The 13,082-nt window shown below is 57.1% G+C and carries 10 protein-coding genes; 7 read left to right on the plus strand and 3 right to left on the minus strand.

All coding sequences use genetic code 11. The annotated features are described in order from the left end of the window. Positions 1-15 precede the first annotated feature (15 nt). On the plus strand, positions 16-978 hold the full coding sequence (locus tag NOR97_RS18500) for a glycosyltransferase family 2 protein (RefSeq protein WP_257600980.1): 963 nt from the start codon (positions 16-18) through the stop codon (positions 976-978). Between the two features lie 574 nt (positions 979-1,552). On the opposite strand, the gene NOR97_RS18505 is transcribed toward NOR97_RS18500, so the two are convergent. From NOR97_RS18505 to NOR97_RS18515, 3 genes are all read right to left on the minus strand, one after another. Next, complete coding sequence (locus tag NOR97_RS18505; protein WP_170345355.1) at positions 1,553-3,766, minus strand: NADP-dependent isocitrate dehydrogenase; 2,214 nt, start codon at positions 3,764-3,766, stop codon at positions 1,553-1,555. A gap of 318 nt (positions 3,767-4,084) precedes the next feature. After that, the gene (locus tag NOR97_RS18510) at positions 4,085-5,143 is read right to left on the minus strand and encodes an ABC transporter ATP-binding protein (RefSeq protein WP_170345354.1); all 1,059 of its coding nucleotides are present in this window, start codon (positions 5,141-5,143) and stop codon (positions 4,085-4,087) included. Next, a complete protein-coding gene (locus NOR97_RS18515) occupies positions 5,140-5,946 on the minus strand; it encodes an IclR family transcriptional regulator (protein WP_257600981.1) in 807 nt (268 codons plus the stop codon). The genes NOR97_RS18510 and NOR97_RS18515 overlap by 4 nt, the downstream gene beginning before the upstream one ends. A 141-nt stretch (positions 5,947-6,087) precedes the next feature. Between NOR97_RS18515 and NOR97_RS18520 the strand changes: the two genes are divergently transcribed. From NOR97_RS18520 to NOR97_RS18545, 6 genes are all read left to right on the plus strand, one after another. After that, entirely contained in the window at positions 6,088-7,347 is a 1,260-nt protein-coding gene (locus tag NOR97_RS18520; RefSeq protein ID WP_257600982.1) for an ABC transporter substrate-binding protein, read from the plus strand. A 92-nt stretch (positions 7,348-7,439) separates the two neighbouring features. Then, positions 7,440-8,366: a carbohydrate ABC transporter permease gene (locus NOR97_RS18525; protein WP_171119269.1), complete on the plus strand. Its 927-nt coding sequence runs from the start codon at positions 7,440-7,442 to the stop codon at positions 8,364-8,366. Between the two features lies 1 nt (position 8,367). After that, positions 8,368-9,216, plus strand: coding sequence for a carbohydrate ABC transporter permease (locus NOR97_RS18530; protein ID WP_170345350.1), 849 nt, complete (start codon positions 8,368-8,370; stop codon positions 9,214-9,216). Next, positions 9,213-10,553, plus strand: coding sequence for an alpha-glucosidase/alpha-galactosidase (locus NOR97_RS18535; protein WP_257600984.1), 1,341 nt, complete (start codon positions 9,213-9,215; stop codon positions 10,551-10,553). Before NOR97_RS18530 ends, NOR97_RS18535 begins: the two co-directional genes overlap by 4 nt. 58 nt (positions 10,554-10,611) lie before the next feature. Further along, the gene (locus tag NOR97_RS18540; RefSeq protein WP_257600985.1) at positions 10,612-12,318 is read left to right on the plus strand and encodes an IlvD/Edd family dehydratase; all 1,707 of its coding nucleotides are present in this window, start codon (positions 10,612-10,614) and stop codon (positions 12,316-12,318) included. Further along, positions 12,318-13,082 carry an SDR family NAD(P)-dependent oxidoreductase gene (locus NOR97_RS18545; RefSeq protein WP_170345347.1) on the plus strand — a complete coding sequence of 255 codons (765 nt, stop codon included), beginning with the start codon at positions 12,318-12,320 and terminating at the stop codon, positions 13,080-13,082. Before NOR97_RS18540 ends, NOR97_RS18545 begins: the two co-directional genes overlap by 1 nt.

Below are 13,082 nucleotides of genomic sequence, written 5' to 3' on the forward strand. Positions count from 1 at the left end.
GATTTGGACGTTGCAGTGATCTTGCCCTGCTACAACGAGGCCGTTGCCATAGGGGAAACCGTTCGGCAATTCCGCGCGGCCCTGCCCGACGCGACGATTTACGTTTATGACAACAATTCTACCGACGACTCCGTCAAGGTCGCGCTTGAGGCAGGCGCCCTGGTCTATTCCGAAACATACCAGGGCAAAGGCAACGTGGTCCGTCGAATGTTTGCCGACGTTGATGCGGATGTATACGTTATGGCTGACGGGGATGCGACCTATGACAGCGCGGCGGCACCGGAATTGATCGACCTGCTCGTTTCGCAGAATCTGGATATGGTCAACGGCGCTCGGGTGAATGAAGAAACCGAAGCCTATCGGCGCGGCCACAAATTTGGCAACGCGTTGTTCAGTTGGCTTGTGAAATTTTTCTTCAACAGCAAAATCAACGATTTGCTTTCGGGTTACCGCGTTTTCAGCAGGCGCTTTGTCAAAAGCTTCCCCGCAGTATCAAACGGGTTCGAGATTGAAACAGAGCTGACAGTTCATGCGATGCAGATGCGCATGCCGATCGGTGAGGTTCAAACAAGATATTCGTCACGCCTGCCCGATTCGAACTCCAAGCTGGCAACGTTCTCTGACGGGTGGCGGATCCTCAAAATGATCGGTTTGTTGATCAAGGATGAAAAGCCCGTTGCGTTTTTCCTGTCTTTGGCCGTGATGATGTTTTTGCCTTCGCTCTTTGTGTTTGTGTCCGTATTCCGGGAATTCTTGGAAACGGGGCTTGTTGATAGAATTCCGTCTGTTGTCGTTGCAGTATCCGGTTTTGTTGCAACAATGCTGTCCATCGTCTGTGCTTTGATTCTGGAATCTCTGGCTCTTGCCCGGAGGGAAGCACGTCGTCTTTCCTATTTGCAGCACAAAGGTGTAGCTGCGTCAGGCGATGATCAATTCAAGCCAACACTTGTCGAGGCTGAGACCCGTCGATTTGGCTGATTAAAACCATCCCCCGGTTCCCAGTCAGGCGAATGGTCAGCCTGTTCCCGCGTAAGCGCCTGAATACGCTGACGTGTTCAAGAATTTACTTAATCCAATAAGCAAATGGCCAGCACCCCAAATGCTGGCCATTTTTCTGAGTGAGTGATATAGCCCTAAGGCCTCACCAGTGAAATTCTTTGTCCCCACCAAACTAACGCGGACAGAAAACCGGCGCTATTGGGGGAATCCCGTAAATCCTGAGTTTTTCCGAGGATCCGGATGTTTCGATCCGCGCCAACCGCGCTGTTTGCAGTTTCAGGACAGCGATCGAAATTTGTGCCCGACGAGCGGACGGACAAGTGTTGAATACCAACGTGACGCGCAGCTGTCTTCCCGGCACACACTGCGCAAGTCGTTCATGGAACCTGACAAGGTTGGTTTTAACGGCGCAGCCACGGCATGCTAAAGATCGTCAGGCACAGGGTTCGGGGCGGGTCTTTTGGCAATCCCGCGGTCCATGAAAAGGACCGCGCAAAGGCGGTCCCTTCGTGTTTTGATGTCGGACGAAACTCGCCCGCATGTTCGACGGCGATCAGCCGATGATTGCGTTCAGCGTAGCGCTGGGGCGCATCACAGCGGCGGTTTTGACCGGGTCAGTGTGATAGTATCCGCCCAAATCCACCGCCGGTCCTTGGACTGCGGCCAATTCCGACAAGATCTGCTCTTCTTTGTCTGCCAGCTCTTTTGCAAGGGGTGCCATTTCAGCTGCCAGATCGGCATCGTCAGATTGGGCAGCCAAGGCTTCGGCCCAATAGCGCGCGAACCAGTAGTGGCTGTCGCGGTTGTCCGGTTCGCCAACTTTTCGACTTGGCGACCGGTTGTTGTCCAGAATGCCCTGAGTTGCCGCCTCTGCCGCAGCGCCAAGAACACCTGCCTTCGCGTTTCCTTTGGCGTCAGCCAGGAAGTTCAGGGATTCCCCAAGCGCGCAGAATTCACCCATCGAATCCCAGCGCAGATGGTTTTCCTCGACCAGTTGCTGCACGTGTTTCGGCGCCGAGCCCCCTGCCCCGGTTTCGAACAGGCCACCACCATTCATCAGCTTGACGATCGACAGCATCTTGGCCGAGGTGCCCAGTTCGAGGATCGGGAACAGGTCGGTCAGATAGTCACGCAGCACGTTGCCGGTGATGGCGATGCTGTCCTTTCCGGCGGTGATGGTTTCCAGCGTCTGACGAGTTGCCTCGCGCGGGGCCATGATCTGGAACTTGTCGGCCACGCCCGCAGCCTCGAGCGCCGGTTGAACGTATTTGATCAGCTCGGCGTCATGGGCGCGGTTCGCGTCCAGCCAAAAGATCGCCTCGGATCCGGTCAGGCGCTGACGGTCCATCGCCAACTGGATCCAGTTCTCGATCGGCGCCTTCTTGACGGTGCAAGCCCGCCAGATGTCGCCCTTTTCGACCTCGTGCGAGTGCAGGGTCTCGCCATTGGCCAGAACGATGCGGATCGTGCCGTCGGCGGGTGCCTCGAAGGTGGTCGGGTGGCTGCCGTACTCCTCGGCCTTCTGCGCCATAAGGCCAACGTTTGCGACCGCACCGGCAGTGGCCGGATTCAATGCACCATTGGCTTTGAAGAACTTGATGCTTTCATCATAAACAGTTGCATAGCACCGGTCGGGGATGACGCAATTGGTATCGCCCTTGGCACCGGTTTCATCCCAACCCTTGCCGCCCGCGCGGATCACCGCTGGCATCGAAGCATCAATGATCACGTCGGAAGGCACGTGCAGGTTGGTGATGCCCTTGTCGCTATCCACCATGTACATGGATGGACGATCAGCCTTGATCGCATTTATTGCGGCGACGATCTCGGCATTGTCTTGAACCCGCTCAAGCAAGTCGCCAAGACCCGAGTTCGGATTCACACCCAGCGCATCCAGTTCCGCACCGAATTTTTCAAAAACCGGCGCCAGCCAGGCCTTGACCGCATAGCCAAAAATGATCGGGTCCGAGACCTTCATCATCGTGGCTTTCAGGTGCAGCGAGAACATTGTGCCGTCTTTCTTGGTGTCCTCGATGGCCTCTGCCAGGAAGGATGACAGCGCTTTGACCGACATGAACGTCGCATCAGTCACCGTGCCCTCCTCCAACGGCCACGCGTCCTTCAGAACAGTCACACTGCCGTCTTTACCGACAAACTCGATCCTTGCATCACCCGCCTGGGCAGCGGTGATGGTAGCCGATTTCTCGTTGGCGTAAAAATCGTTGCCCGACATGGACGACACTTTGGTTTTGCTGTCCGAGGCCCATTCACCCATGGAATGCGGGTTCTTCCGAGCATAGTTTTTGACTGCCCGCGCTGCGCGGCGGTCACTGTTACCTTCTCGCAGAACCGGGTTCACGGCCGAACCCTTGATGGCATCATAACGCGCGCGGATGGCCTTTTCCTCGTCGGTCGAAGGTTCTTCCGGATAGGCCGGGATATCATAGCCTTGCGATTGCAACTCTTCTATGGCGGCCACCAGTTGCGGAACCGATGCCGAGATGTTCGGCAGCTTGATCACATTTGCATCCGGGGTCTTTACCAGTTCACCCAACGCCGCCAGATCGTCCGAGACACGCTGCTCATCCGTCAGGTTCTCGGGGAAGGCTGCCAGAATGCGCCCGGCCAGTGAAATGTCCTTTGTACCAACGCTGACGCCAGCTGCCGAAGCGAACTTGCGAATGATGGGCAGGAACGATGCGCTGGCCAGTTCGGGCGCTTCGTCTACAATGGTATACAATATGTCGAAGTTCGATTTATCTGCCATATTCTTTTACCTTTTTAAGCCTTTCGGGGCGTGCGATCCAAGAGTTGAAGCCACATATGCGTGGCGCGGGAGGGGCGCGATCATGATACCGCCCCTGGGTGACTCTGTTTTGACAGGGCCTCCCTTAAATCACGTTGGGCTGGGAATCAATCATCTGTGCCCGCGCGTTTTGCCACGGGCTGGGCGTGGATGGCCTTTGATGTCATCAGCTCAACGGTTCGCCCGCCTGTCTTGGGCGTTTCCCTTCAGGTCACGCTACATGTTTTCCATGATGCTGCACGGCTGGTCCCGCGAAGTTCTTCGGGTTGCGGCCAAGGATTACCGAAATCTCTGCCCTGTCTCGGGATCAAATACCATGGCACGGTCGGGTTGAATTGATATGCCAATCCGGTCGCCGGTTTTGCTGCGCTGGTCATCCCGCTCTTCCACAATTAGTTTGTCACCATTTGGCGTCAGCAGATAGGAGTAGGAAACACCCCCAAGCGCTTCGGTCAGATCCACTGTGCAGGTGTCCGCAGACCGGTCGATGTGGATATGTTCGGGGCGCATCCCCAACGTCACCTTGTCCGTTCCGGCAGGAACAGTTGCCGAGATCGGCAATGGCTGGCCCAAAGCGGGATGGGTGACATGGCCGTCGGCATAATCGCAATCGAGAAAGTTCATCGCAGGCGAACCGATGAAACCTGCAACAAACCGGTTGTCGGGGTCACGGTACAGATCCATCGGGGCGCCGACCTGTTCAATCCGGCCATCGCGCAGTACGACAATCTTGTCGGCCATCGTCATGGCTTCGACCTGATCATGGGTCACATAGATCATGGTTGCGCCGATTTCCTGATGCAGACGCGCGATTTCGACGCGCATCTCGACACGCAATTCGGCGTCCAGGTTGGACAGGGGTTCGTCGAACAGAAAAACCTCGGGCCCGCGTACAATCGCCCGCCCGATTGCAACCCTTTGCCGTTGCCCCCCGGACAGGGCCTTGGGCTTGCGCTTGAGATAGGGATCAAGCTTCAGAATGCTCGAAGCCTCCTGCACCTTCTGGTCGATCTCGGCTTTTGGGACACCATTCATGCGCAGGCCAAATCCCATATTTTCGGCCACTGACATATGCGGGTAGAGCGCATAGGTCTGGAACACCATGGCCACGCCGCGCTTGGCCGGGTCCATATGTGTCACCTCGCGCGATCCGATGTGAATCTCACCTTCCGAGGTTTCTTCCAACCCGGCAATCATCCGCAACAACGTGGATTTTCCGCACCCCGAAGGCCCTACGAAAACGCAGAACTCGCCATCTTCGATTTGCAGGTCGATCCCATGAATGACCTGTGTCTGACCGTACCGTTTGATTGCCCGATTCAGAGTTACACCTGTCATGTCATTAGCATCCTGTCGTTTTTCGAACCTGGGCCTGTTTCGGGAAACCGCCAGGCTTGTGCCTCGGTTCCGATTTGTTCAGCCACACGCCGCAGGCGCGGCACCCAGGCTTCGAGTTGATCGAAATCCATTCGTTCGGTGGACCCGGTTATCGAAATCGCCCCAAGCATCCGCCCGTTCGACGTCAGAACTGGGCAGGCGATGCAAATGATGCCAGGCTCGTGCTCTTCATCATCGACGGCAAATCCCCGGCTGCGAATTCTGTCAAGATCAGCCCGCAACATCTTTTCGGATGTCAGAGTTTTGTCGGTGAAGCGGTGATAGCTTTGCTGCGACACCGCCCTGTTCAGCGCATCTTCGTCCAAGAAGGCCAGCATCGCCTTGCCGACCCCCGTGCAGTAGGCCGGGCCAACTTTTCCAGCCTGAGAGTACATCTCGATCGGTTGTGCGGCGTTGCGTTTGTCGACGTAAAGAACCTGACTGGAATCAAGTTGCGCCAGGTGCACGGTTTCACCGGTTTCTTGGCTGAGGGCATCCAGAAAAGGCCGCGCTATCGGGGCCAATGAGCTTTGCGTCCATGCCGCATGGGCCAACCGAACCAACCGCATCCCGGGCGCATAGGTCTGCCTGTCGCGGTCATAAGACAGCATTCCCTGGTTGGTCAGGGATTGCAGAAATCGGTACAGGGTCGCCTTTGGAAAATCGCTGTTTTCCAAAAGTTCAGCGAATCGAACTGGGCGCTCGAACGACGCTACATGATCCAGTACATCACATGCTTTGCCTATAGTTCCGTCACCTGACACGGGCCATCGTTCTCCTCCGATTGTCCCCCGCCATCCTCACGAGGGTCTTGACAACAGTAACCGAGTCGATGTGTAGTTTTCAATATATAAAACAAGGTTTCACTATATGGAACCTTTCATGGGAACAACAGGGAGGAGACCATGTATTCAACTTTCAAGCGCACGACGGCTGCGCTGGCGATCGGTGTCGCGATGGCGGCACCGGCAGCTGCGGAACTCACCGGAGAGCTGCGGATCTTTCTCGACACATCAAACCCGGCGCCCCGCGCGACGATGGAAGCGATGATCGAGCGGTTCGGAGCACAGCATCCGGGGTTGGAGATCGAAACAACGGTCATCGACCGCGAAGCATACAAGACGCAGATCCGGAATTTCCTGACGGCCGACACCCCGGACGTGGCCACATGGTACGCGGCCAACCGCATGAAACCATATGTCGAGGCGGGTCTGTTCGAGGATGTGTCGGACTTGTGGGCAGAGCCTGAGATCGCCGAAAACCTCGCTTCGACCAAGGGCGCGTTGACAATAGACGGCAAGCAATGGGGCGTACCCTATACCTACTATCAGTGGGGTGTTTACTACCGCAAAGATATCTTTGATGAACTGGGTTTGAGCGAGCCGACAACCTGGGAAGAAGAACTGTCCAACTGCCAGAAAATCGTCGATTCGGGACGCGCCTGCTATACCATTGGCACCAAGTTCCTTTGGACCGCCGGTGGCTGGTTTGACTATCTGAACATGCGAACGAATGGTTTCGACTTCCACCAGCAGCTCGCCAACGGCGAAGTCAGCTGGGAAGATGACCGGGTAAAACAGACTTTCGCCAACTGGAAACAGTTGATCGACATGGGCGCCTTCATCGACAATCACCAGACATATAGCTGGCAGGAAGCCCTGCCCTTCATGGTCAATGGTGAGGCAGCGGCCTATCTGATGGGCAACTTCGCAGTGGCACCGCTTCGCGATGCGGGCCTGACAGATGACCAGCTGGATTTCTACCAGTTCGTCGCGATCAATCCCGATGTTGAGCTGGCCGAAGACGCCCCGACCGACACGTTCCACATCCCGGCCAATGCTTCGAACAAGGAAGCTGCGCGCGAATTCCTGCGTTTTGTGGTCTCTGCTGACGAACAGACCGAAATCAACAACGGCGCGAATCTCGGCCAATTGCCGGTCAACGCGCAATCTACTGTGGATGACGACAAGTTCCTGCAACAGGGCTTTGAAATGCTTTCGTCCAACAGCCCCGGTGGGGTAGCCCAGTTCTGGGACCGCGACGCGCCTGCGGAAATGGCCAAAGTGTCCATGGAAGGTTTCCAGGAATTCATGGTCAAACCCGACAACTTGGACCGGATACTGGCCAAGCTCGAACGCGCGCGCGCGCGTATTTACGATAACTGACCAAGCAAGGGTCGGGCCAAAGCCCGGCCCACGCTCCCTTGAATCGTAGGGCGGGTTCCGACCCGCCTTGCTCCAACAGATCCGAGTTTCCCATGACAGTTGCAGCCGACGCCTCGGAACAGGAAAGCTGGTTCCATCGCAACCAACAACGTATCGCACCCTGGCTGTTTCTAGCCCCCGGGATGCTGTTCTTTTTGGTCTATGTGATTATCCCGGTATTCCAGTCCTTCAACCTGTCACTTTACGAGTGGGACGGCCTGGGCGCTGCGGAATATGTCGGCTTTCGCAATTACGAGGACCTCTATTGGGAATGGGTAGACCGAGATGCGTTCTACATCTCGATGAAGAACAATCTGATCTGGCTGATCCTGTACCTGGCAGCGATTCCGGCAGGTTTGTTCATCGCCCTGTTCCTGAATCAGACAGTTTGGGGCATCCGCCTGTATAAGTCCCTGTTTTTCTTTCCTTTCGTGATTTCTCAGGTCGTGGTGGGGCTCGTGTTCACCTGGTTCTACGATCCGACGTTCGGGTTGCTGAACGAATTCCTCGGCTTCTTCGGCCTCGGCCCGGTAAACGTGTTGGGCGATGAGCGTTTCGTGACCTATGGCATCATCTTCGCCGGCCTCTGGCCACAAACCGCCTATTGCATGATCCTGTACCTGACCGGTCTGAACGCTGTGGACCCGGAGCAGATCGAAGCAGGACGCCTGGACGGGGCCAAGGGTTGGAAGATGCTCTGGCACATCATTATCCCGCAACTGCGGCCTGCAACCTTCATCGCGTTCGTCGTGACCATCATCGGCGCATTGCGATCTTTCGACCTGATCTCGATCATGACACAAGGCGGCCCCTTCGGATCCTCCCGAGTGCTGGCCTATTACATGTTCGAGGTCGCCCTGTCCGAATACGGCTTCCGCATGGGTTATGGCGCGGCCATCGCCGTGATCCTTTTCCTGATCATGCTGTGCTTCATCGCCTATTTCCTGTGGTCGATGTACCGTGAAGAGAAGGGGCGCTGAGATGTTTCCCAAACCCATCGAAAAACAACCCCGCGCGGCGCAGATCACATATCAAGCCATGCTTCCATTGGCCCTTCTGTTGTGGCTGGGCCCCCTGCTGGCAGTTGCTCTTTTCTCGGTGAAACCCGCTGCTGACTTCACCAACGCGAATTACTGGGGGATGCCGTCCAGCTTTGAGGGCGCCTTCAACTATGGGCAGGTGTTCTTCAATTCGGACATGCCGCGATACCTGCTGAATTCATTCATGATCACCGTCCCTACCGTGATCGGTGCGGTGGCCCTCAGCTGCATGACCGGCTTCGCGCTTGGCATCTACAAGTTCAAGTCGAACCTCTGGATCTTTTTCATGTTCGTGGCCGGGAATTTCGTGCCCTTCCAGATCCTGATGGTGCCGGTTCGGGATCTGACCCTGCAACTTGGGCTTTATAACACAAAAACCGGGCTGGTCCTGTTCCACATCGCCTTCCAGACCGGGTTCTGCACCCTGTTCATGCGCAACTTCATCCGCGCCCTGCCCTTCGAGTTGATCGAGGCAGCACGGGTCGAAGGCATCAGCGAATGGCGCATCTTCTGGTATGTGGTCCTACCCCTGATGAAGCCCGCGATCGCCGCGCTCAGCGTGCTGATATTCACCTTCATCTGGAACGATTATTTCTGGGCCGTCGTCCTGACGCAAGGCGCAGAAAGCCAGCCTGTCACTGCCGGCATCACCAGTTTCAACGCCCAATTCCGCGCCGCTTATCAATTGATGAGCGCAGGCTCCATCGTGGCGGCTCTGCCACCGGTGGCCATGTTCTTCCTGATGCAGAAACACTTCATTGCAGGTTTGACTCTCGGAGCTGTGAAATGACCAAAATTACCTTTATCGGTGCCGGGTCCACAATATTCATGCAGAACATCGTTGGGGATGCTCTGTTGACCCCTGCGCTGGCCGACAGTCACTTTGCGCTTATGGATATCGATCCCGAGCGCCTGGCGGAAAGCGAAACCGTTGCGCGCTCCATGATCCGTTCGGTCGGGGCCGGGGCGACCGTCTCGACCCATACCGACCGCCGCGCGGCGCTGGACGGGGCCGATTTCGTCATCACCGCGTTTCAGGTCGGGGGGTACAAGCCTTGCACAATCACCGATTTTGAGATCCCCAAACAGTATGGCTTGCGTCAAACCATCGCTGATACGCTGGGTGTCGGAGGGATCATGCGAGGTCTGCGCACGGTTCCGGTGCTTTGGGATGTCGCAGGGGACATGATGCAACTCTGCCCCAACGCGACGTTGCTGCAATACGTAAATCCGATGGCCATCAACACCTGGGCACTGGCCGAACGCTTCCCGACCCTGAAGCATGTGGGCCTTTGCCACTCGGTTCAAAACACGGTCGAGGAACTGGCCCACGATCTGGATCTGCCAAAGGATGAATTCCGCTACAAAGTCGCGGGCGTCAATCACGTCGCATTCTTTCTGAAACTGGAACATCAGGGCCGCAACCTGTATCCCGCACTGCGGCAGGGCTATCACGCGGGGAAATTCCCCAAGGCGCCGCTGCTGATGCCGCGCTGCCCCAACAAGGTGCGCTACGAGGTGATGGATCACCTGGGCTATTTCTGCACAGAAAGCTCGGAACACCTTGCCGAATACGTACCGTGGTTCATCAAGGACGGGCGGCAGGACCTGATCGAGGAATTCTCCATCCCGTTGGACGAATACCCCACCCGCTGCGTGGAACAGGTCGCGAACTGGAAGGAACAGGCCAAGACCCTGACCGACGGGCGCGACATCGAGGTGACCCGCAGCCACGAATTCGCCGCCGACCTGATGAACGCGATCGCTACGAACACGCCTTACATGGCCTATGGCAACCTGCCCAACACCGGCCAGATCCCGCAACTGCCCTTGGGTGCAGCGGTCGAAACCCCCTGCCTGGTCGACAGCAACGGCGTGCAGCCTTCTGTCGTGTCCGACATCCCGCCGCAGTTGATTGCCCTGATGCGCACGCAGATCAATGTACAGGAACTGACTGTTCGGGCCCTGACAGAACAGAACCCCGAATATATTTACCACGCCGCGATGATGGATCCGCACACCGCCGCCGAACTGGACCTGCGCCAGATCCGCAACCTTGTCACGGATCTGCTGACGGCCCATAACGATTGGCTGCCCGACTGGTGCCGCCCGGCCCGTGCCGCCTGATCTTCATCTTTTCACAAATACTCAGATCCAACTTCAGCCAAGAAAAACAAAGCCAGACATGACAAAACGCCGCTCACAGCATTGGTATGGAAAACTCGACAAGGATGGCTTCATCCACCGGTCGTGGATGAAAAACCAGGGCTTTCCCGACCACGCTTTTGACGGACGACCCATAATTGGCATCTGCAACACCTGGTCAGAACTGACCCCCTGCAACTCGGGCCTGCGCGACCTGGCCGAGGGCGTAAAACGCGGCGTATGGGAGGCGGGCGGCTTTCCGGTAGAGTTCCCTGTCATGTCTCTGGGCGAAACCCAGATGAAACCCACCGCGATGCTGTTCCGCAACCTGCTGGCCATGGATGTCGAAGAATCGATCCGCGCCTATGGAATCGATGGCGTGGTACTTCTGGGTGGCTGCGACAAGACCACACCGGGTCAGCTGATGGGGGCCGCTTCAGTCGATCTGCCTTCGATCGTCGTCAGTTCAGGCCCGATGCTGAACGGTAAATACCGCGGACAGGATATCGGGTCCGGCACCGATGTCTGGAAGTTTTCCGAAGCGGTGCGGGCTGGCGAAATGACCTTGCAGGACTTCATGAACGCCGAATCCGGCATGTCGCGCAGCGCGGGCGTATGCATGACCATGGGCACCGCGTCCACCATGGCGTCGCTGGTCGAAGCGATGGGGATGAGCCTGCCCACCAACGCCGCGCTTCCGGCGGTCGACGCCCGCCGCATGGCGCTGGCGCACATGACCGGCCGGCGCATCGTCGAGATGGTGGATGAAGACCTCAAACCATCGGACATCCTGACCAAAGAGGCGTTTGAAAACGCCATCCTCGCCAATGCCGCCGTTGGCGGATCGACCAATGCGGTGGTTCACCTGCTGGCGCTGGCGGGACGTGTCGGGGTTGACCTGACCCTGAAAGACTTTGAAATCGGGTCCGAAATTCCACTTCTGGTCAACTGCATGCCTTCCGGCAAGTACCTGATGGAAGACTTCTGCTATGCAGGCGGCGTGCCGGTCGTGCTGAACGAACTCAAACCCTTTCTGCGCCCGGCAAAAACGGTGCTGAACAAGGACATCTCGGCCCATTTCGAAGGGGCCGAGTGTTTCAATACGGATGTGATCCGCCCCTTCAACGACCCTGTGAAACCCGCCGCAGGTTTGCGCGTTCTGCGCGGCAACCTTGCGCCGAATGGGGCAATCGTCAAGCCTTCGGCGGCCACTGACGCGCTTCTTGAAACCGAGGGCGAGGCTTTCGTGTTCGACAACATCGAAGACCTGAAGGCCAATATCGACCGTGAAGACCTGCCAGTCACGGCCAAGAGCATTCTGGTGCTCAAGGGGTGTGGCCCCAAGGGGTATCCGGGTATGCCCGAGGTCGGCAACATGCCAATTCCGGCGAAACTGGTGAAAGAGGGTGTACGAGACATGATCCGGATCTCGGACGCCCGCATGTCGGGAACAGCATATGGCACCGTCATTTTGCATGTCAGCCCCGAAGCGCAAGCGGGTGGCACGCTGGCGCTGGTCAAAACCGGAGACCGCATCCGTGTTTCAGCCAGAAGCGGCGAACTGGAACTGCTTGTGAACGAAAACGAACTAGACGCCCGTCGCGCCGCGTGGCAACCGGATGATCCGCACTATACCCGCGGCTATGCGAAGCTTTACATCGACCACGTGCTGCAAGCGGATCAGGGGGCGGATCTGGATTTCCTTGTGGGCAAAGACACCCGCCTCGTGACCAGAGAGAGCCACTGATGACCCAACCAGCTACATTCCACGATCTGAACGGGGCCTCGGTCTATATCACCGGCGGAGGCTCGGGCGTTGGTGCGGCGCTGACAGATGGATTCATGGCACAGGGGGCCAATGTGGCCTTCATTGGTCGGTCGGATGCCAGCGGGTTTGTTGAAGAGATGCGTGACAAGCACGGCCGCGCGCCGCTGTTCCTGCAAGGCGACATGACGGATACCGAACTACTGCACGCGACGATGGCCAAAGCTGCCGAAGCTCATGGCCCTTTGAACGTCTTGGTAAACAACGCAGCCAACGACCAACGTCATACGCTTGAGGAAACCACGACGGAGTTCTGGGACTGGATGATCGAGGTGAACCTGAAAGCCTATTATTTCGCGTGTCAGGAAGCCGCCCGGCAAATGAAAGATGGCGGGGCAATCATCAATTTCAGCTCGATCAGTTACATGATGGGCAATGCTGGCTATCCGATCTATACGACCTCGAATGCCGGGATTACGGGGATGACGCGGTCATTGGCACGTGAACTGGGGCCGAGAAAAATCCGGGTAAACGCACTGGCCCCCGGCTGGGTTCTGACGCAAAAACAGTTGGATAAATGGGCCACACCCGAGGATCTGGCGGCCCATTTGGACCGGCAATGTCTGAAAGAGCACCTGAAGCCCGAGGATATGATAGCACCAACACTTTTTCTGGCGTCCAGGGCCAGCCATGCGATGACCGGGCAATGTATGGCTGTTGATGGCGGCGTCGTGGTTTCGGGGTGA

The sequence above is a fragment of the Ruegeria sp. YS9 genome, from assembly GCF_024628725.1.
GTDB classification, from domain to species: domain Bacteria; phylum Pseudomonadota; class Alphaproteobacteria; order Rhodobacterales; family Rhodobacteraceae; genus Ruegeria; species Ruegeria atlantica_C.